This window comes from Nocardia aurantiaca (genome assembly GCF_009708175.1).
In the GTDB taxonomy this organism is placed as follows: domain Bacteria; phylum Actinomycetota; class Actinomycetes; order Mycobacteriales; family Mycobacteriaceae; genus Nocardia; species Nocardia aurantiaca.
On record NZ_WMBB01000005.1, the window covers coordinates 217,580 to 236,940 of the forward strand.

Below are 19,361 nucleotides of genomic sequence, written 5' to 3' on the forward strand. Positions count from 1 at the left end.
CTTCCGCGACGAGGCGCCCGCGGCGGAGGAGTTCACGAATGGGGGAGATGGGGACGTCGGTCAGGTTCCTGTGGCGAAACGAGATGGCGCGCAAGCGGATCGGCGGGCACGTGGAGGGCGGCCGCGGCGCGGGGCGGAGCCGACGAGCGGCGGAGATGGTCGTGGCGCTTCTGGCGACATTGATCAGGAGGGGGCCGGCCCGGCGGAGGACGAGTTCGGGCAGGGCACCCGGTGGGGTAGACGTGGTCGGGCGCGGCCGGATTCCGGAGGGGGCTCGGGGGAGCCGGGTGTTGCGACGGGTGGGGGGACCGACGCGCAGGCGAAGGATGTGTGTCTGCGGTTGCTGACCGATCGGTCTCGGAGCCGGGCCGAGTTGGCGGATCGATTGGCGGAGCAGGGGTTCAGTGCCGCGGTCGTGAAGCGGGTGCTGGATCGGCTGGCCGAGGTGGGGTTGGTCGATGACGCGGCCTTCGCTCAGCAATGGGTGCGGTCGCGGCACACCTATTCGGGCAAGGGCAAGAAGGTTCTGGCCGAGGAGTTGCGGCGCAAGGGAATCGCGCCCGAGCATGCCGAGCCAGCCCTCGAGTCGTTGACCGCCGAGGACGAGACCATCCGCGCGGCGGAGCTGGTCCGCCGCAAACTGCAAACCCTCGCCCCGGACCTCGACCGCGACAAAGCCATCCGCCGCCTCGTGGCGATGCTGGCCCGCCGCGGATACAACCCTGTCACCGCCTACGCGGTGGTGACGGCAGAGCTCCCCGCACCACGTCCCCGTGACGCGGAAGCCTCGCCTGTCCAGCGTCCCGCCGCATCCCGCCACGAGTCCCCTTGCGACGACGCGGATTCCGCGACGGAGCTGGTCCGCGCCAAGCTCCGCACCCTCTCCCCGCGCCTCGACCGCGACACGGCCACCCGCCGCCTGGTAGGCATGCTGGCCCGCCGCGGCTACAACTCCGGCACCGCCTACGCCGTGGTGACGGCGGAGCTGGCCGCGTCAGCCGTACTCGACACGACCGAGCAGAGGCCCGATCGCCGCGAACAGACCGGCGAGAGCCCGGGCCCGTCCGCGACTCGCCGCGCCGGGTTCGCGCCGCGTCGCGAGCCTGTTCCGATCGACGATTCGGGCGACGATGATTCCGCGGACGCGTCGGAGCCCAGCTCATTCGATGACGAGCAGGCCCGCGCGGCCGAACTGGTTCGCGCCAAACTTCGCACCCTGCCCCGAGACCTGGACCGCGAGAAGGCCATACGGCGCCTGGTCGGTGTGCTGGCCCGCCGCGGCTTCAGCCAATCCCTCGCCTACACAGTAGTGAAGGCCGAATTGGCGGATGCCGGGCCGGGTGGTGACTGACAGAATCGGGGGATGAACGAGGGGGTCGTCGCGGCCTTGCGGGAGCTCGGGCGGGTGTTCACCGGGTATCCCCGGCGTCCGGTGCTCGAGCGGTGCCCGCATTGCGGGCCGCCGGTGCGGGTCGAGGATGTGGACCTGTTCTGGCTGAGCATCAAGCTCGGGAACACCGTTGGAGATGGTGATGATGTGAAGGCGCTCTTGCCCTCGCTATTCGAGCGACTCGTCATGAGCGATGAGCTCGATCCCGGCGTCGTGCTGAACAAGCTTCCGCATCAGAATTGGCAGTCTTGGCCGGCGGCGGAACAGTCGGCCGTCCACGGATTCCTCGATCAGGTGTGGCGGGCGGTCCTCTCCGAATTCCCTTCCAGAACAGGCGCCTTCGCCGATCCCGCCGATTTCCTGCGAGCAGTGGCCGCTGCGGACCTACCACTCGACCGGTTCTTGGCGATCTGGGACGAGCAGGCCGGCGAGGCCCCGGACCGCCATCTCGCCGAGTTCGTGAACAACACCCTGCCCTCGTGCCGCGTCGAGACGGTGATTCTCGTCTGGGTCGGCCGGAAAGCAGTACGGAACAGGCTGTTTCGCGCATACGAGCGTGAGCATGAGAATCCGGAATGGGCGGACATCTTCGCGCGCGCTTACGATCTCGCGGCCACTTTCGGCGCGGACCTCGGGTCTATCTCCACTTGAACGCCAAGGTGATCACCGCGGCCACGATGGCGAGTCCGAGGGAGGCCGCGCCCCAGACCGGACCACGTCGTGCCCACGGCCGGTTGTGGTCGAGCGAGAATCGGCCCGGCCCTGCGATCGCGATGGTCAGCGCGGCGACGGCGAACAACAGGGCGCTCTCATAGCCCATCAGCCCGTGATGCCAGGTCGCGTTCATGGCATTGATCATGGTGCCGATGGCGACAGCCGCCCCGAGCGGCGTGAGCAGGCCGAGAAACAGCAGTGTGCCGCCTGTGAATTCGCACAGCCCGGCCAGCGTGCCGAACAACCGGCCGGGGTGATACCCGAGCTTCTCGAAACCCGCGGTGGTCTGCCGCCACCCGGCCCCATTGAACCAGCCGAACAGCTTCTGGCTCCCGTGCACGAACATCAGCCCGCCGAAGAACACCCGCAACACCAGCAACCCGACATCAACGGCGACGGAATCGGTGTTCTCGCGCGGACCGCTGATGTGCTTGCCGGTGACGTTGGTGGCCATGACGCCCCACTTCGATCGATGAAGCGGATTGATGAAACAATCCGTTTTCCGTCCCACGGATAGATACGCGGCAGCCCCCGAGATGGTTCAACCGCGGGTTCGCCGCCTCTCCGTGTCGGTGATTCTGGCTGATTCCCGGGGAGGCCGCCGAAATGAACTGGTTTCGGGGTGCGTCGCCGATGAGTACGCGGTGCAGGAACGCCACCCGTCATGACGGCTGAGATCGTCGGATGGGCGAATTGGTTCCGCGATTTCGACCGATGGGCGACGGTGCTGACGGATCAGGGCACGATCGTCCAGGTGGCCGACCGGCGGGAAGGAGGTTGTTGTTCCTGCCGGAGTAGCCGCTCGCGATCGGTCGATGCGGGGGGGGGGGGGGGTCAGTGCAGGACGCCGCCCGGTCGCCGGGTGGACAGGGCTCGTCGGGCGTGGCGGTGGCCGGTGTGCCGCAGGGCGCGTTGGGTGGCGGAGGGCGGTGGGGAGAGCCGACCGGGAGGGGCGGGTTTCCGGCGGCGCGCGGCCAGAACGCGTTCCAGCCCTTCGGAGATGAAGAATGCGCCGAGGATCGCGGCGAAGGCGGCGAGGCCCGCGATCAGCGGCGTGGCAATGGTGATCAGAAACAGCCCGAGGACGAATTCTCTTCGAGCGCTGTCGTCTTCGTTCATGAAAATCAGTATGCGAGCTGGGCGGACCACTTGTCCGCCGGACGGGCGAGCATTCCCGGAATGGCCGGTCCCGGTTCGGAGACGGAGCTCGCGAACCGGGACGAGCGGGTCACTTCGGCGGCTGGACCGCGTTCGAGATCGCGCCCAGGGCGGTCTGCTCGGCCATGACGACGTCCATGCCGGGCGGAGCGGCGACGGTGCCCGCCGCGAGAACGGCCCGTGAGCCGCGCTTGCGGGTGCGCAGCCACTTCTCCACGCGTGTGGCGATCACGGTCAGCGCGTAGTTGATGATGATCATGATGATCGCCACCACCATCAGCGACGGGATCGGATTCTGTTCCGCCGCACCGAGTTGCGCGCCCGCGCGCACCATCTCCAGATAGGTGATCTGGTAGGCCAGCGCGGAGTCCTTCAGCGCCACCACCATCTGCGAGATGAGCGCCGGCAGCATGGCGGTGACGGCCTGCGGCAGCAGGATCGACACCATCACCTGCGTTTTGCGCATGCCCAGCGCGACCGCCGCCTCGTTCTGCCCCTTGGGCAGCGAACGAATGCCGGAGCGCACGATCTCGGCGATGACCGACCCGTTGTAGATGGTCAATGCCGCCACCGCGGCCGAGAGCGCCAGCTGGTTCGAGGGAAAGACGTTCTGCTTGGCGAACAGGTTGTACAGGAAGATCATCAGGATCAGCACCGGAATGGCCCGCGAGATCTCGACGATGAATCCCGCCACCCACCGGACCACGCGATGGTCCGAGAGCCGCAGAATTCCGAATGTCATGCCCAGCACCAGCGCCAGCACGATCGACAGCGCCGCCGCCTCCAGCGTGCCGCGCAGACCCGGCAGCAGGTAGGTATTCCAGACCTGGCTCTCGGCGAATGGCTTCCACTTGGCGGAGGTGAACTGCCCCTTATCGGCGAGCCCGTGGTACACGAACCACATCGCCGCCACCACCGCCACGACGACGAGGACCGAATAGACGCGGTTGCGCAGCCGCGCGCGGGGACCCGGCGCGTCGTAGAGGACCGATGCCGCGGTCATCGCGCCACCTCGAATCGCTTGGCCAGCCAACCGAACAACAGACCGGTCGGCAGGGTCAGAATGATGAACCCGAGCGCGAAGATGGCGCCGATGTTCAGCACCGCCGCCTCGTTCTCGTTCATCTCCGACATGAGCAGCGCGGCCTCACCGACGCCGATGGCCGAGGCGATGGTCGAATTCTTGGTCAGCGCGATGAACACGCTGCCCAGCGGTGCGATGACCGCCCGAAACGCCTGCGGCAGCACCACGAAGCGCAGATTCTGCCCGAAGGTGAACCCCAGCGAGCGCCCCGCCTCCGACTGCCCGAACGGCACGGTATTGATGCCCGACCGCAGCGACTCGCACACGAAAGCCGCGGTGTAGACGCTCAATCCGACGATGGCGAACCGGAAACTGTTCTCCGAGATGCTGTCCGGCCCCTCGGGCGCGAGCCGCAGCCCGAGCGTCGAGTACAGGCCCAGCGAGCAGAACACGATGATCAGCGTGAGCGGCGTATTGCGAATGATGTTGACGTACAGGGTGCCGATCCAGCGGGCGATCGGAATCGGTGACACCCGCATGGCCGCGACGACGGTGCCGAGAATCAGCGCCCAGAATGCCGAATACAGCGTCAATTCGATGGTCACCCAGAACGCATTGAGCAGTTTGGTGTGATAGTTGGAGATCAAGTCGAACACGACTGCCCCATTCCTCCGATCGGAAAACGAAGCGGGCCAGATGATTTCGACAACCGATGCCGGTCGAAATCACCCGGCCCGCGTCCGTGCATCAGTACCGGTCGACCTTGGGCGGCTCCGGGATCTGGAAGCCGGTGCTGCCGAAGTTCTTCTCCAGCGCGGCCTTCCACGCGCCGGAGGTGATCATGGCGTCGATGGCGTCATTGATCTTGCCGCGCGACTCGGTGTCGCCCTTCTTCACGCCGATGCCGTACTTCTCGGTGGTGAAGGTGTTGCCGACCACCTTCAGCGCGCCCGGCGACTGCGCCGCGTAACCGCGCAGGATGATGTCGTCGGTGCTGACCGCGTCGACCGCGCCGGACTTCAGCGCCTCCACACACAGCGAGTAGGTGTCGTACTCCTGCAGCTGAACTTCCTTGGCGCTGACGTACTTCTCCTTGATGTTCTGCGCCGGGGTGGAGCCCTTGACCGAGCACAGCTTCTTGTTGCCGTTCAGCGATTCCGGCCCGGTGATGTCGGTGTTGTCCGACCGCACCAGCAGCGACTGCCCGGTAATGAAGTAGGGGCCCGCGAAGTCGACCTTCTGCTTGCGCGCATCGGTGATCGAGTAGGTGGCGACAATGAAGTCGACCTGCCCGTTCTGGATCAGCGTCTCGCGCTGCGCCGACGGCGATTCCTTGAATGTGATGTTCTCCGGCTTCACACCCATCTTGTCGGCCACGTACGTGGCGACGTCGACGTCGAAACCGCTGTGGCTGCCGTCCTTGTTCAGCAGTCCCAGACCCGGCTGGTCGTACTTGATGCCGATGGTGAGTTTGCCGTCGGCCGCATGCTGGCTGGCAGTCTTGTTGCTGCTGCCGCCACAGGCGGTGACGGTGAGCGCCAGGGCAGCCACTCCGGCGGCGATCCGGATTGCGTGGTTGATCCTCATCGAACGTCCTGTTCTCTCGTGGAGTGCGGGAGTCTTCCCTTGTGGAGTGGAATCAGTGGGAGAGGATCTTGCCCAGGAAGTCCCTGGCGCGATCCGATTTCGGTGCGGTGAAGAAGGATTCGGGCTCGGTGTCCTCGACGATCTGCCCGTCGGCCATGAACAGCACCCGATTGCCCGCGCGCCGTGCGAACCCCATCTCGTGCGTGACGACCAGCATGGTCATGCCGTCCTTGGCCAGTCCGACCATGACCTCGAGCACCTCGGACACCATCTCCGGGTCCAGCGCGGAGGTCGGCTCGTCGAACAGCATCACCTTCGGGCTCATGGCCAGTGCGCGCGCGATGGCAACGCGCTGCTGCTGCCCGCCGGACAGCTGCGCCGGATACTTGTCGGCCTGATTGGCGATGCCCACCCGGTCGAGCAACTCCAGCGCCCTGGCGCGGGCCGCGGTCTTGTCGACGCGCCGCACCTTGACCGGCGCGAGCATGACGTTGTCGAGAATGGTCTTGTGCGCGAACAGGTTGAACTGCTGGAACACCATGCCCACGTCGGCGCGCAGCTTCGCGAGGGCCTTGCCTTCCTCGGGCAGTTTCACGCCGTCGACGGCGATTTCCCCGGAGTCGATGGTCTCGAGCCGGTTGATGGTTCGGCACAGGGTCGACTTGCCGGAGCCCGAGGGTCCCACCACGATCACGACCTGCCCCTTGGGCACCTCGAGATTGATGTCACGCAATACGTGCAGCGAGCCGAAGTGCTTGTCCACGTTCCGCATCGAGATCATCGGCGCGGGAATGCTGATGGGATCGGCCACGTCGGTCATGACCAGTGACCCTAACCACCTCGCGCCCGAAATGCTTGCCTTTGCCGGGGTAGCTCGCACTGTGGCAGGACTCGTATACCCGCGCAACCAGCGATTGACGCTGCTGAGAACACCGCCGCCCGGTCGGACGATGATTCGGTGACGATTCCATGACCGCCACCCGGCCGCTGCGAGACCCGGATCACGCAGCCCGGACGGGGTTCATGGTCTCCGCGGGGCAGCTATTACCCTGGTTGGGTGAATTCCCCGGCCCGGACCTACGAGGTCCGCACCTATGGCTGCCAGATGAACGTGCACGACTCCGAGCGGCTCTCGGGTCTGCTCGAGGACGCCGGTTACGTCAAAGCCGTGGCCGGCGACACCGCTGACCTGGTCGTCTTCAATACCTGCGCGGTGCGTGAGAACGCCGACAACAAGCTGTACGGCACCCTCGGCCACCTCGCGCCCATCAAGGCCGGCCGTCCGGGCATGCAGATCGCCGTCGGCGGCTGCCTGGCGCAGAAGGACCGCGACACCGTGGTCAAGAAGGCGCCCTGGGTGGATGTGGTGTTCGGCACCCACAACATCGGCTCGCTGCCGGTGCTGCTGGAGCGGGCCCGCCACAATGAGGAAGCCCAGGTCGAGATCATCGAATCCCTGGAGGCGTTCCCGTCGACGCTGCCCGCCAAGCGCGAGTCCGCGTACGCGGGCTGGGTGTCGATCTCGGTGGGCTGCAACAACACCTGCACGTTCTGCATCGTCCCGGCACTGCGTGGCAAGGAGGTCGACCGGAGGCCCGGCGACGTGCTCGCCGAGGTGCAGGCGCTGGTCGAGCAGGGCGTGCTGGAGGTGACGCTGCTCGGCCAGAACGTGAACTCCTACGGCGTCTCCTTCGCCGATCCCGAGGAGCCCCGCGACCGCGGCGCTTTCGCGAAACTGTTGCGCGCCACCGGAAATATCGAGGGCCTCGAGCGCGTGCGCTTCACCTCCCCGCACCCGGCCGAGTTCACCGACGACGTCATCGAGGCCATGGCCGAGACCCCGAACGTCTGCCCGCAGCTGCACATGCCGCTGCAGTCCGGCTCGGACCGGGTGCTCAAGGCCATGCGCCGCTCGTACCGCAGCGCCAAGTTCCTGGGGATCATCGAGAAGGTGCGCGCGGCCATGCCGCATGCCGCCATCACCACCGACATCATCGTCGGCTTCCCGGGCGAGACCGAGGAGGACTTCCAGGCGACGCTGGATGTGGTGCGGCAGGCGCGATTCACCAGCGCCTACACCTTCCAGTACTCGATCCGGCCGGGCACGCCCGCGGCGACCATGCCGGATCAGCTGCCGAAGGAGGTCGTGCAGGAGCGCTACGACCGGCTCATCGCACTGCAGGAGCAGATTTCGCTCGAGGGCAATCAGGCGTTGATCGGCTCGACGGTCGAACTGCTGGTCGCCGAGGGCGCGGGCAAGAAGAACGACAGGACCGCGCGCATGTCGGGTCGCGCTCGCGACGGCCGCCTCGTGCACTTCCGGCCGCCCGTGGATCCGGCTTCGGGCAATGAGATCCGGCCCGGCGATGTGATCACCGTCGATGTCACCGGTGCGGCTCCGCACTACCTGATCGCCGACGGCGAGGTGCTGAGCCACCGCCGGACCCGGGCCGGTGACGCGCATGAGCGGGGCATCACGCCCAAGACCGCGCCCATTGGCGTCGGCCTGGGCTTGCCGCGCGTCGGCGTGCCCGTGGTGGAGCCGGTGGCGTCGGGCTGCGGCTCCGCCTGCGGTGAGTAGCGGCCCCGTCATACGGCATGCTGTCGGCCGGGGTCCAGGATTCCACGGCGGACCGGTGGATTCCGGCCGACAACGCGCCGGAGGGACAAGGGATCGCTGGCGACGTCGCGCGGCGGATCCCGGCAATCGTGGGGTCGGTGTCAACTACGCAACGTCATAGGGCAGGATCCCTGGGGGGACGTGCGGTGGATTCGCCGTCGCGGGAACTCCGCCCACGCCGACCCATCAGCGCGGCGCGGGAGCGCTGTGCAGGAATTCGAGCAGCCACCGGCGTGAGCGAGGATCGCAGCGGTTATGACCGAGCAGCAGCCCACCGGCCCCGACGAGCCTCGTGACCGGCCGGAGAACCCGGAAGACGAAGCAGCACAATCGGACACGGCGTCGGAGCAGGCGCCCGAGGCGAATGAGGAGAGCATGAAGGCCGCCGAGAACAGTCAAGACTTCGAGGCGTTCCGCGCGGACCTCGAGGCCGTCGAACGCAAGATCGCCGGAGAGATCGACCCGGGCATGCGCGCCATGGTCGTGGCCGGCTCGGTGTTCGTGCTGCTGGCCACGCTGGTGCTGCCGCACGCGGGCAAGACCCGCGGCTTCGATGTGCTGCTGTACGACACGGTCGCCCAGAGCGACCACATCGGACTGCCCTCCCGTGTGTTCGTCTGGTTCGTGGTCGTCTTCGGCATCGGCTTCTCCATGCTGGCGCTCATCACCCGCCGCTGGCTGCTCGCCTGGATCGCGGTCGCGGGTTCGGCCGTCGGCAGCGTGTTCGGCGTGCTGTCCATCTGGCACCGCCAGACCCCGGGCCTCGGCAACTACCACGGCGCGGGCCCGGGCATCGGCCTGATCATCGCCACCATCGCCATCATCGTGCTGACCTTCCACTGGGTCCGGGTAGTGTGGGCGCGCACCTCGGTGCAGCTGGCCGCCGAGGAACAGCGCCGCTCGGCCGAGGCCCACGCCGAGGAGCAGCGGCGCCGCCGCCTGTTCGGCGAGGACTGAGATTTCCGCGAGAGGCTCGGCGGCAACCGAATGAGGTTGCCGCCGAGCCTTTTTCGTGCCGGCTTGCCGGGTCAGGCCGATGCGCGGTCGGGACGGTAGGCGAGTCCGGCGATCATGGCTGCCAGGCCTGCGACCACCATGTAGAGCCAGCCCGCGCGGAACTCGGTCATGGTGCGGTGGGCGGCGTCGCCGAGGATGGCGGTCAGGATGGCGACGCCGAGGGCGGAGCTGGTCTGGCGGGCCATCATCACGGTGCCGGAGCCCAGCGAGATCTGGTCGGCGGGCAGCAGGGTCGACGCGCCGAACAGCGGCGGTTGCAGCAGCGCGGTGCTGGCGCCGGCCAGGATCGCGCCCGGGACCATCACCACCGCATACGAGTTCGAGAAGCCGCTGGCCAGCACCCACCAGGCGCAGCCCAGGGCGATGGTCGCGCCGCCCAGCGCGGCCGAGGCGCGGGGCCCGACCAGGGCGATGAAACGGCCGGACAGCGGGGACAGCAGCAGACAGGTGATCGGCATGGCGGCCACGCCGAGGCTGGCACGCAGGGTCGAATAGTGCCATTCCTCGGTCATGAACAGCGTCGCCTCCAGGATCATGGCGGCGAAGGCCAGGTAGTAGCAGAAGACGCCGAGGGTAGCGGTGCGAAACGGGCGGTGCCGCAACACGATCGGGCTCACCACCGGGTCGGGGTGGTGGCGCACGTGGCGGGCGAACAGGGCGGTCGACGCGATGGCGGCGACGAGGCAGCCCAGGGTGCCCGGCGCGGTGTAGCCCCAGTCGGTGGCCTGCACGAACACCGTGGTGAAGGCAGCGGTGGCCCCGAGGATCAGGGCCGCGCCCAGCAGATCCAATCGGCGGTTGGCCCGCTGCCGGATATCGGGCAGCACGCGCAGTCCGAAGGCGAAGGCCACCACCGCGAACGGCACGTTCAGCAGGAAGATCCAGCGCCATCCGGCCTGGAGCAGCAGCCCGCCGATGACCGGGCCGCTCGCGCCGCCCGCCGCGGCGATGGCGGTCCAGATGCCCATGACGGTGGCGTGCTCGTGCTTCGGGAAGACCGGCAGCACCAGGCCGAGGCCGGTCGGAATGAGCAGGGCGGCGGCCGCGGCCTGGAGCACGCGGGCGACGATGAGCACCGCCAGGTTCGGGGCCAGGCCACAGGCGACGGAGGCCAGACCGAAAAGCGCTATGCCGAGCAGGAATCCGCGCTTGCGACCGGTATCGTCGGCGAACCGACCGGCCGGAACCAGCAGCGCGGCCATCACGATGGTGTAGGCGTTCAGGGTCCACGAGACCGCGCCGGTCGAGGCGTGCCCGAAGGACTGCTCCAGGGCGGGGAAGGCGACGATGACCGCGAACAGATCCAGAATGGCCAGGTATTGGGCGATCGCGGCGATCGCCAGCACCCGCCATCGACGCGGGTCGGCAAACGTATCCGATTGGGGGAGTGCGGGTATCGATTCGGTCGTCGTGGTCATGTCTTCGACTATGCGAAGCCGCGGACCGATCCACGAGTGGCAGGAATGCCACACAGCGCTAGATTTCTGACATCTTGCGGCGTTAGATTCGAGCCATGGATTCGAACGGTGCTGGAACCCTGGCGGTCGCCGTCGCGCCCGGCATGCCCATCTTCGAGGTGGCCATCCCCTATCAGGTCTTCTACGAGCCGCCCCTCGGAGTCGACCCCGCCACCTGGTACGACTTCCGGCTCTGCGGCCCCCGCGCCACCCGGCACGCCACCCTGCGAGATCCGTTCGTGGCCTTGACCGATCACGACTACGACGACCTCATTCGAGCCGACACCGTGATCGTCCCCTCCACCCCGAACGTCCGCGAGGATCCGCCCGCCGACCTGGTCGACGCCGTCCACGCCGCCTACGAGCGCGGCGCCCGCATCGCCTCCCTGTGCACCGGCGCCTTCGTCCTGGCCGCCGCGGGTCTGCTCGACGGCCGCCGCATGACCACCCACTGGCGTCACATCGCCGCCCTCCGCGACCGCCACCCCCACCTCGACATCGACCCCGGCGTCCTCTACATCGACGACGGCCGCATCCTCACCAGCGCCGGCACCATGGCCGGCATGGACCTGTGCATCCACCTGATCCGCAAGGACCTCGGCGCCCAGGCCGCCAATGCCGCCGCCCGCTACCTGGTCGTCTCACCCCACCGCGCCGGCGGCCAGGCCCAATACCTGCAATCCCCGGTCCCCGCCCACCCCGCCGACTCCGGCCTGGCCGCCACCCTCGAATGGGCCCTCACCAATCTCGAATGCGCCCTGACAGTTTCGGACCTGGCCGCCCACGCCAACCTCAGCGAACGCACCCTCGCCCGTCGCTTCCACGCCGAACTCGGCGGTACCCCCCTGCGATGGCTCCTCACCCAACGCCTCATCCGCGCCCGAGAACTCCTGGAACGCACCGACCTCCCCGTCGACGTCGTAGCCGCCCGCTGCGGGCTCGGCACCGCAGCCAACCTTCGCATCCACTTCAACCGCGAGGTAGGCCTCTCCCCGAGCGAATACCGCCGCTCCCACCGCCCCACCCGCCACGAGGTCATCACCGACCCGGCCCGACTCTCCTGACAGGTAGCGGTCCGGCAGCCTCGATCGAGACCTGTTTCCTGAAGGGCGGAAATTGGATTCGGACGCCACGGAATTCGGCGTTCTGGCCGATGCCGTGGGAGGCTGCAACGCCCTGTCCGCCAATGACTCTCCAGCCAAGGCGGGGGCGAGATCGTTCTCCGGGGGCGCGACCTGACCGGCCACGCCGGTCGCGATCGGCTCTTCTCGATTCGGCGCCATACACCGAGCCGGATCACCGACCGCACACCCGAGACGGTAATCGCCTGGGCCGCAGGGGAACCCAGGCGATCGGCTCAGCGCTGGCTGACGGCGCCCTCGGCGGCCTCGGCCCATTCGCGCCACTGTTTGGCCTGTTCCAGGGCTTTCTCGGCGTCGCGGGTCTTGCCCGCGGCCTGGGCCTTGGCGGCCTGCTCCTCGAATTGGGCGACGCGCTCGCGGAATTGGGCGGCGCGCGCCATGGCCTCCGGATCGGTGCGGCGCCACTGGGCGTCGGCGGCCTCGCGGACCCTCTTCTCGATGGCGCGCAGGCGCGATTCCAGGTCGTGCATGCGCTCGCGCGGGACCTTGCCGATGGCGTCCCATTTCTCCTGCAGTTCACGCAGGGCGGAGCGGGCGGCGTCGAGGCCGGCGTCGGGGTTGATGTGCTCGTAGGCGTGCAGCAGTTCTTCCTTGGCCGTCGCGTTCTGCTCGAACTCCTGGTCCCGTTCGTTGGCGGCGGCATTGCGCGCGGCGAAGAAGACGTCCTGGGCGGCCTTGAAGCGGCGCCACAACTGCTCGTCGGCCTCGCGCGGCGCGCGGCCGGCGGCCTTCCATTCGGCCAGCAGGTCTCGGAAGGTGGCGGCGGTGCCGGACCAGTCGGTCGAGCCGGACAGCTCTTCGGCGCGCAGGCAGAGTTCTTCCTTACGGCCCTTGGCGGCGGCCCGCTCCCGGTCGAGTTCGGCGAAGTGGGCGCCGCGGCGGCGGTTGAAGGCCTCGCGGGCCTTGGAGAAGCGCCGCCACAGCGCGTCGTCGACCTTGCGGTCCACACCGCGAATGGTCTTCCACTCGTCCAGGATCTCTCGCAGCCGGTCGCCGGCGGCCTTCCACTGGGTGGAATCGGCGGCGATCTGCTCGGCCTCGGCGGCCAGGGCCTCTTTGCGCTCGGTTTGCTCGTGCCGGGTGCGCTCCTTCTCCTCCTTGGCGTGCAGGGCCGCCTCGTCGGAGTGTTCGATGATGGCCTGCAGCCGGGCCGCCAAACCGTCGATATCGCCGATGACCGAGGCGGTCGGCAACGTTTCGGCAAGCGCGGTGGCGGCGGCTTTGGTCTTGCGCGCGTCGGTTCCGGCGGCGAGCCGGGCTTCCAGCAGCGCGACCTCGGTGGCCAGATCGTCGTAGCGGCGGCCGAAGTGGGCCAGGCCCTCGGCGGCGTCGCCGGCCTGCCAGGAACCGATGACGCGTTCGCCCTCGGCGGTCTTGACCCAGGCGGTGCCGTCGTCGTCGACCCGTCCCCACTGGCTGGGGTCGCTCACGCTCGGCACGACCACCGGATGCGGATGCTGAGCCGCCGGGCCGGGCGTGGGCTTGACGGCATGGGGTTTGGGCGATTCGGGTTTGCGGCGCGGGCCCCCAGGACGGGGTGCGGCGGCGGCCGCGGGTGATGGCGTGGCGCTCTCGCTCGGGGTGGGCATCGGCGCGCCGGGCTTGGGCGTCGGGGTCGACTCCGGGTGGGTAGCCTTCTCGTTTCCTTTGTTGTCGGTCATTGCTCCTCGTCCCTGCCGCGCGTCACGGCTGCCTGGTTACGCCCTAGCTCATCGGTCTAGCTCATCCCATTCAACCAGGCTGAGATGGGAAATGCTGTCTTTGAGCCCGCTTCGGCGGCGCGGCGATCGGCCGGGGTGGGGCTGGTGAGGTGCGTTAGCGCTACGGTTGTCGGCGTGTTCTGTGTTGCGTCACTGATCCCCTCCCCGCCCGTGCTGGTGCCCGAACTCGAGGGTGCTGCCGGTACGGCCACCGAGGGGGCGGTCGCGGCGTTGCGAGCTGCGATGTTGCGGGCCGCGGGGGAATTGGCCGCTCGCGCGTCGCGGTGGATCGTCGTCGGCGTGGCGGAGTCGGCGGAGGTCGTCGGCGGGGGCGTTTCCGCCGGCGTGATCGGTTCGGATGCGGTGGGCACGTTCCGGGGATACGGCGTGGATGTTCGCGTCGGCTTGTCTGGGGTGGTTGCCGAGCGTGTCGCGGATCCGATGCTGCCGCTGCCGGCCTTGATCGCGGGCTGGCTGCGCGAGCGGGTCGCGCCGGAGATCACCGCCGAATGCCGCCTGATCTCGGCCGACGCGTCGGCCGACGAGAGCCTGGTCTTCGGGCGGTATCTGCGGGCCGAACTCGACGCCGAGACCGAATCGGTCGCTGTTCTGGTCGTGGGCGACGGTGCGGCAACCCTTTCGCTGAAGGCGCCGCGCTATCTCGACGAGCGCGCCGAGGGCGTGCAGGGGGCCATCGACCGCGCGCTGAGCGCGGGGGACCGGCAGGCCATCGCGGCCCTGGACACGGGGCTGTGCGCCGAGGTCGAGGTGGAGGGCCGCCCCGCCTACCAGGTGCTGGCCGGCCTCTTCGCCGTCGATCCGGCCGACCCGGATGTCGAAACCCTTTACGCCGCAGCCCCTTTCGGTGTGTCCTACCATGTGAGCGTATGGCGTCCGCGTGAGCTCGGTGGAGCCGCCACGTGACCCGGCCCATCGCCGTCATCGGCCCCACCGCCACCGGAAAATCCGAACTGGCCCTGGATCTGGCGCAGCGTCTGAACGGCGAAATCGTCAATGTCGACGCCATGCAGCTCTACCGCGGCATGGACATCGGCACCGCCAAACTGCCGGTGGCCGAACGCCGTGGCATCCCGCACCACCAGCTCGACGTCCTCGACATCACCGAGACCGCCACCGTCGCCTCGTATCAGGCCGCCGCCCGCGCCGATGTCGAGGCCATCATGGCGCGCGGGCACACGCCGATCATCGTCGGCGGCTCCATGATGTACGTCCAAGCGCTGCTGGACGATTGGGATTTCCCCGCCACCGATCCGGCGATCCGCGCCAAATGGGAAACGGTGCTGGCCGATCGCGGCACCGTCGCCGTGCACGAGGCGCTCAAACAGGCCGATCCCGTGGCCGCGCAGACGATTCTGCCCACCGACGGCCGCCGCATGGTGCGCGCGCTGGAGGTGGTGGAGCTGACCGGCAAGCCGTTCGCCGCCTCGGCGCCCCGGATCGGTGAACCACGTTGGGGGACGGTCATCGTCGGTGTCGATCGGGACACCTCCGCATTGGATGCCCGCATCGAGCTGCGCACGGCGACCATGTTCGAGTCCGGTCTCGTCGAGGAGGTCGAGGGCCTCATCGCGCAGGGGCTGCGCCATGGCCAAACCGCCCGGCGCGCCATCGGCTACGCCCAAGTCCTCGATTTCCTGGACAACGAATACGACCTGAACGAAGCTCAGGAGCGCACCTTCATCGGCACCCGGCGCTACGTCCGGCGCCAACGTTCGTGGTTCCGCCGAGACCAGCGGGTGCGATGGGTGGACGGCGCGGATCCCGCCTTGGCGGACGCCGTGCTGGCCCTCGTCAACTCCTCACCGATGAGGGATGAACAGGAACCCCAGTGACGCGTCGCGCGAATACTCGCACCGCCGCGGTCCAGGTGTGGCAGGCCTACCTGACCACCCGGGCCGCCCGTATCCGGGACAGCCGATTCCTGGTGCAGGGCGTGCGGCCCATCAGCCGTGCACTCGAATGCCGTTGGCCGCTGGAGACTCTCGTCTATCGGCTGCCCGAGCCCTCGCCGTGGGCGCGGCAGGTACTCGATTACAGCGGCGTGCCCAGCGTCGGACTGGTGCCGGAGGTGATGGCCGGGTTGGCCGAACCGGGTGAGGCGGTGCCGGAACTGGTGGCGGTGGCCGTGACGCGGCGGTCCGAGCTCGAGGATTTCGCGCCGGGCACGCCGGCGGACCCGGCCACCGTGGTGGTCATCGACCGGCCGGCCTCGGCGATCCGGCTGGGTGCGCTGATCCGCTCGGCGGTGGCGTTCGGGGCGGGCGGGGTGATCGTGACCGGTTCCGGCGTCGACCATTACGACCCGCAGAGCGTGCGCGCCTCCGACGGCGCGCTCTTCGCCGTCCCCGTGCTGCGCGCGTCGGGTTCGGCTCAGGTCGCCGCGTTCCGCGACCGGCAGCGGGCACGCGGCGTCCCTACCCGCATCGTCGGCAGCGACGACCGCGGTGGCCTCGCCCTCGACGACGCGGCGTTCGACGGCGGCACGGTCCTGGTGCTCGGCGACGAGAACGCGTCCCTCGCCCCCGGCTGGCGGCAGGTGTGCGACGAACTGATCCGCATTCCGACCGACGGCACCCTCGGCGCGCCGGCGGCGGCCGCGGTGGCCCTCTATGAAATATCCCGGCAGCGCCGGGCGCTACGGTGAGGACCATGACGAGCGACAACATCGCCGCTGACATCGAATTCAGCAAGGGCCACGGCACCGAGAACGATTTCGTGGTGCTGCCCGACCCCGACGTGTGGCTGGAGCTCACCGAATCCCGGATCTCCGCGCTGTGCGACCGGCAGCGCGGGCTCGGCGCGGACGGGGTGCTGCGGGTGGCCCGCGCGGGCGCGCTCATCTCGTCCGGCGTGCTGGCGCAGCTGCCCGAGGGCGTCAGCGCGGAGGACTGGTTCATGGACTACCGCAATGCGGACGGGTCCATCGCCGAGATGTGCGGCAATGGGGTGCGGGTGTTCGCGCACTATCTGGTCGCGACCGGGATGGAGACGCGCGAGGAATTCGTCGTCGGCTCCCGCGCGGGCGCGCGCCCGGTGGTGGTGCATCACGCCGATCCCGTCCATGGCGAGGTGACCGTCGCGATGGGCACGGTGAAGACGCTGGGCACCTCGACGGCGACGCTGGGCGGCCGCGAATTCACCGGTGTCGGAATCGATGTGGGCAATCCGCACCTGGCCTGCGTGGATCCGGAGCTGACCCCGGCATCACTTTCCGAGCTCGACTTGGAACACCTGCCGGGCTTCGACCACACCATGTTCCCGCACGGTGTGAATGTCGAGATCCTCACCGCGCTGAGCGTCGGCTCGGACGGCGAGAAGGGTGTGGACATGCGCGTGTACGAGCGCGGTGTCGGCGAAACCCGCTCCTGCGGAACGGGAACCGTCGCGGCGGCGGCCGCCGCCCTGGTCCGTGACGGCTTCGACCTGACCTCGGATGTCGGGCACGTGAAGGTCCGCATTCCCGGCGGCGTGGTGACGGTCGGCATGGAGAACGGGGCGGCCTGGCTGCGCGGTCCGTCAGTGCTGGTGGCGACGGGCCGCATTGCGGCCAAGTGGTGGCAGGACGCCTGACCCGCTGATCACGCCGCCGCAGTGGTGCTCCGCGCCGCGTCGGCAACGCCGATGAACGCGCCACTCCCGACCTCGTCGACGAAGTGCGCGCCGAACGCGACCGCACCACCACCGACCTTCTGCGCTCCCACGGGTCCTCGACGAGGTCGTCTCCCGGGCGGGTGAGCGCTCAGCGGCGCACTGATCGCGTCGGTCTCCTAGTCTCGGTCCTTCGGGTCCCGGGGGCCTGATCGCCGGTTTCCTCCGGTGGGGTAGGGGGTGCTTGTCCCGACCCGGCCGCGGTAGGGCTTCGCCGCGAAATAACCGAATGCGTCCATACGTTGAGAGATGGGATTATGGAGGTGTATGAGTAAGTCAGAAACATATGAGTTCACTCCCGCCGAAGACCTCGACGAGGAGATGAACGACGCTACCGAGACCGGCCGCAACGGCTGGTCGGCGGCCGCGCCGACGGTCGGCGAGCTTCAGCTCGAGGATCGCAGCGCACTGCGCCGCGTCGCGGGTCTGTCCACCGAACTCACCGACGTCACCGAGGTCGAGTACCGGCAGCTGCGCTTGGAGCGTGTGGTGCTCGTCGGCGTGTGGACCGAGGGCACGGCCACCCAGGCCGAGGCCAGCATGTCCGAGCTGGCCGCACTCGCCGAGACCGCGGGTTCGGAGGTGCTCGACGCGTTGATCCAGCGCCGCGACCGCCCCGACAAGTCCACCTACATCGGCTCCGGCAAGGCCGAGGAGCTGCGCGCCATCGTCCTCGAGACCGGCGCCGACACCGTCATCTGCGACGGTGAACTGACCCCCGCGCAGCTGACCGCGCTGGAGAAGGTCGTCAAGGTGAAGGTCATCGACCGCACCGCGCTGATCCTGGACATCTTCGCTCAGCACGCCACCTCGCGGGAGGGCAAGGCGCAGGTCTCGCTCGCGCAGATGGAGTACATGCTCCCGCGTCTGCGCGGTTGGGGTGAGTCCATGTCCCGGCAGGCCGGTGGCCGCGCCGGCAGCAATGGCGGTGTGGGTCTGCGTGGTCCCGGTGAGACCAAGATCGAGACCGATCGTCGCCGCATTCGTGAGCGAATGGCCAAGCTGCGCCGCGAGATTCGCGAGATGAAGACCGCCCGTGACACCAAGCGCGCCAAGCGCTCGGCCAGCGGCATCCCGCAGGTGGCCATTGTCGGCTACACCAACGCGGGCAAGTCCTCGCTGATGAACGCGCTGACCGACGCCGGAATCCTGGTGCAGGACGCCCTGTTCGCCACCCTGGATCCGACGACGCGTCGCGCCGCCCTCGAGGACGGCCGCGAGGTCGTGTTCACCGACACCGTCGGTTTCGTCCGCCACCTGCCCACCCAGCTGGTCGAGGCGTTCCGCTCCACCCTGGAAGAGGTGACGGGCGCGGACCTGCTGTTGCATGTGGTCGACGGTTCGGACCCGCTACCGGATCAGCAGATCAAGGCCGTCCGCGAGGTCATCAGCGACGTCCTGCGGGAATCGAACACTCCGGCCCCGCCGGAGTTCCTGGTGGTCAACAAGATCGACGCCCTCGACCCCCTGGAGTTGACCCAGCTCCGCGGCTGGCTTCCCGACGCGGCCTTCGTGTCGGCCCGCACCGGCGAGGGCCTCGATCAACTCCGCGACCGCCTCGGCCAGATCCTCGGCGGCCTGGATGTCGAGGTCAGCGTCCTGCTGCCCTACACCCGTGGTGATCTTCTCGCCCGCATCCATGCCGACGGCAAGATCATCAGCTCCGAGCATGAGGAATCCGGCACCCGGGTCCGCGCCAGAGTCCCCAACGCCCTCGCCGGCCAGCTGACCGAGTTCGCTTACGCGGGCGGTTCGAACGGCAAGGCCGACCCGAACGGCATCACCTTGTCCACCGGCGCCGTCTCGACGAACGGCGTCGCGTCGGACGTCGGCGCGTCTCTGGACGCTTCGCAGGTCTGAGCCGCCCGGTCGGAGGCATCCGA

General features: G+C 68.6%; 18 protein-coding genes and 2 pseudogenes. 11 read left to right on the forward strand and 9 right to left on the reverse strand.

The window, feature by feature from the left end; genetic code table 11:
• Positions 1–328: 328 nt before the first annotated feature.
• The 3 genes and pseudogenes from GLP40_RS35065 to GLP40_RS12170 form a co-directional block, all read left to right on the forward strand.
• Positions 329–757 (forward strand): annotated as a pseudogene (locus GLP40_RS35065) (regulatory protein RecX); the annotation flags it as partial.
• A gap of 171 nt (positions 758–928) precedes the next feature.
• Positions 929–1,351, forward strand: a complete 423-nt coding sequence (locus GLP40_RS35070; RefSeq protein WP_154788225.1) for a regulatory protein RecX — start codon at positions 929–931, stop codon at positions 1,349–1,351.
• 129 nt (positions 1,352–1,480) lie between these two features.
• Positions 1,481–2,041, forward strand: coding sequence for a hypothetical protein (locus GLP40_RS12170; protein ID WP_154787981.1), 561 nt, complete (start codon positions 1,481–1,483; stop codon positions 2,039–2,041).
• Here the strand turns inward: GLP40_RS12170 and GLP40_RS12175 are convergent.
• From GLP40_RS12175 to GLP40_RS12200, 6 genes are all read right to left on the reverse strand, one after another.
• Positions 2,028–2,558: a DoxX family protein gene (locus GLP40_RS12175; protein ID WP_154787982.1), complete on the reverse strand. Its 531-nt coding sequence runs from the start codon at positions 2,556–2,558 to the stop codon at positions 2,028–2,030. The genes GLP40_RS12170 and GLP40_RS12175 overlap by 14 nt on opposite strands.
• A 380-nt stretch (positions 2,559–2,938) precedes the next feature.
• Complete coding sequence (locus GLP40_RS12180; RefSeq protein WP_154787983.1) at positions 2,939–3,223, reverse strand: hypothetical protein; 285 nt, start codon at positions 3,221–3,223, stop codon at positions 2,939–2,941.
• A 109-nt stretch (positions 3,224–3,332) separates the two neighbouring features.
• Positions 3,333–4,265: an amino acid ABC transporter permease gene (locus GLP40_RS12185; RefSeq protein WP_154787984.1), complete on the reverse strand. Its 933-nt coding sequence runs from the start codon at positions 4,263–4,265 to the stop codon at positions 3,333–3,335.
• Entirely contained in the window at positions 4,262–4,942 is a 681-nt protein-coding gene (locus GLP40_RS12190) for an amino acid ABC transporter permease (protein WP_328290044.1), read from the reverse strand. The genes GLP40_RS12185 and GLP40_RS12190 overlap by 4 nt, the downstream gene beginning before the upstream one ends.
• 91 nt (positions 4,943–5,033) lie before the next feature.
• Positions 5,034–5,873: a glutamate ABC transporter substrate-binding protein gene (locus GLP40_RS12195; protein WP_154787985.1), complete on the reverse strand. Its 840-nt coding sequence runs from the start codon at positions 5,871–5,873 to the stop codon at positions 5,034–5,036.
• A gap of 52 nt (positions 5,874–5,925) precedes the next feature.
• Positions 5,926–6,654: an amino acid ABC transporter ATP-binding protein gene (locus GLP40_RS12200; protein ID WP_154788227.1), complete on the reverse strand. Its 729-nt coding sequence runs from the start codon at positions 6,652–6,654 to the stop codon at positions 5,926–5,928.
• 276 nt (positions 6,655–6,930) lie between these two features.
• On the opposite strand from GLP40_RS12200, the gene miaB reads away from it, so the two are divergent.
• Together miaB and GLP40_RS12210 are read left to right on the forward strand one after the other, a co-directional pair.
• Positions 6,931–8,454 (forward strand): tRNA (N6-isopentenyl adenosine(37)-C2)-methylthiotransferase MiaB, encoded by a 1,524-nt coding sequence (gene miaB / locus GLP40_RS12205; RefSeq protein ID WP_328290045.1) that lies wholly within the window; start codon positions 6,931–6,933, stop codon positions 8,452–8,454.
• Positions 8,455–8,868: 414 nt separating this feature from the next.
• Positions 8,869–9,450 carry an Rv2732c family membrane protein gene (locus tag GLP40_RS12210; RefSeq protein ID WP_154788229.1) on the forward strand — a complete coding sequence of 194 codons (582 nt, stop codon included), beginning with the start codon at positions 8,869–8,871 and terminating at the stop codon, positions 9,448–9,450.
• 71 nt (positions 9,451–9,521) lie between these two features.
• On the opposite strand, the gene GLP40_RS12215 is transcribed toward GLP40_RS12210, so the two are convergent.
• Positions 9,522–10,928 carry an MFS transporter gene (locus tag GLP40_RS12215; RefSeq protein ID WP_154787986.1) on the reverse strand — a complete coding sequence of 469 codons (1,407 nt, stop codon included), beginning with the start codon at positions 10,926–10,928 and terminating at the stop codon, positions 9,522–9,524.
• A gap of 95 nt (positions 10,929–11,023) precedes the next feature.
• Here GLP40_RS12215 and GLP40_RS12220 point away from each other — a divergent pair, with 95 nt between their 5' ends.
• Entirely contained in the window at positions 11,024–12,031 is a 1,008-nt protein-coding gene (locus GLP40_RS12220; protein ID WP_154787987.1) for a GlxA family transcriptional regulator, read from the forward strand.
• A 293-nt stretch (positions 12,032–12,324) separates the two neighbouring features.
• Here GLP40_RS12220 and GLP40_RS12225 read toward each other — a convergent pair whose 3' ends face one another.
• Positions 12,325–13,698, reverse strand: coding sequence for a DUF349 domain-containing protein (locus tag GLP40_RS12225; RefSeq protein ID WP_154788230.1), 1,374 nt, complete (start codon positions 13,696–13,698; stop codon positions 12,325–12,327).
• A gap of 246 nt (positions 13,699–13,944) precedes the next feature.
• On the opposite strand from GLP40_RS12225, the gene GLP40_RS12230 reads away from it, so the two are divergent.
• The 4 genes from GLP40_RS12230 to dapF are packed head-to-tail and all read left to right on the forward strand — an operon-like array spanning position 13,945 to position 17,400.
• Positions 13,945–14,733, forward strand: a complete 789-nt coding sequence (locus GLP40_RS12230; RefSeq protein WP_328290046.1) for a class III extradiol ring-cleavage dioxygenase family protein — start codon at positions 13,945–13,947, stop codon at positions 14,731–14,733.
• Positions 14,730–15,662: a tRNA (adenosine(37)-N6)-dimethylallyltransferase MiaA gene (miaA, locus tag GLP40_RS12235; protein WP_328290047.1), complete on the forward strand. Its 933-nt coding sequence runs from the start codon at positions 14,730–14,732 to the stop codon at positions 15,660–15,662. Before GLP40_RS12230 ends, miaA begins: the two co-directional genes overlap by 4 nt.
• On the forward strand, positions 15,659–16,474 hold the full coding sequence (locus GLP40_RS12240) for a TrmH family RNA methyltransferase (protein WP_328290048.1): 816 nt from the start codon (positions 15,659–15,661) through the stop codon (positions 16,472–16,474). Before miaA ends, GLP40_RS12240 begins: the two co-directional genes overlap by 4 nt.
• Before the next feature lie 32 nt (positions 16,475–16,506).
• The gene (dapF, locus tag GLP40_RS12245) at positions 16,507–17,400 is read left to right on the forward strand and encodes a diaminopimelate epimerase (protein WP_328290103.1); all 894 of its coding nucleotides are present in this window, start codon (positions 16,507–16,509) and stop codon (positions 17,398–17,400) included.
• Positions 17,401–17,408: 8 nt separating this feature from the next.
• On the opposite strand, the gene GLP40_RS34440 is transcribed toward dapF, so the two are convergent.
• Positions 17,409–17,531, reverse strand: coding sequence for a hypothetical protein (locus tag GLP40_RS34440; RefSeq protein ID WP_268867105.1), 123 nt, complete (start codon positions 17,529–17,531; stop codon positions 17,409–17,411).
• 268 nt (positions 17,532–17,799) lie between these two features.
• On the opposite strand from GLP40_RS34440, the pseudogene hflX reads away from it, so the two are divergent.
• A pseudogene (gene hflX / locus GLP40_RS12250) lies at positions 17,800–19,218 on the forward strand (GTPase HflX); the annotation flags it as partial.
• Positions 19,219–19,361 lie beyond the last annotated feature (143 nt).

Coding starts and splice junctions, on each gene's coding strand:
- GLP40_RS12225 (WP_154788230.1), bottom strand. CDS start 13,698: ATGCCCACCCCGAGCGAGAGCGCCACGCCATCACCCGCGGCCGCCGCC.
- GLP40_RS12200 (WP_154788227.1), bottom strand. CDS start 6,654: ATGATCTCGATGCGGAACGTGGACAAGCACTTCGGCTCGCTGCACGTA.
- GLP40_RS12210 (WP_154788229.1), top strand. CDS start 8,869: ATGAAGGCCGCCGAGAACAGTCAAGACTTCGAGGCGTTCCGCGCGGAC.
- GLP40_RS12220 (WP_154787987.1), top strand. CDS start 11,024: ATGGATTCGAACGGTGCTGGAACCCTGGCGGTCGCCGTCGCGCCCGGC.
- GLP40_RS35070 (WP_154788225.1), top strand. CDS start 929: ATGCTGGCCCGCCGCGGCTACAACTCCGGCACCGCCTACGCCGTGGTG.
- GLP40_RS12215 (WP_154787986.1), bottom strand. CDS start 10,928: ATGACCACGACGACCGAATCGATACCCGCACTCCCCCAATCGGATACG.
- GLP40_RS12180 (WP_154787983.1), bottom strand. CDS start 3,223: ATGAACGAAGACGACAGCGCTCGAAGAGAATTCGTCCTCGGGCTGTTT.
- GLP40_RS12185 (WP_154787984.1), bottom strand. CDS start 4,265: ATGACCGCGGCATCGGTCCTCTACGACGCGCCGGGTCCCCGCGCGCGG.
- GLP40_RS12195 (WP_154787985.1), bottom strand. CDS start 5,873: ATGAGGATCAACCACGCAATCCGGATCGCCGCCGGAGTGGCTGCCCTG.
- GLP40_RS12175 (WP_154787982.1), bottom strand. CDS start 2,558: ATGGCCACCAACGTCACCGGCAAGCACATCAGCGGTCCGCGCGAGAAC.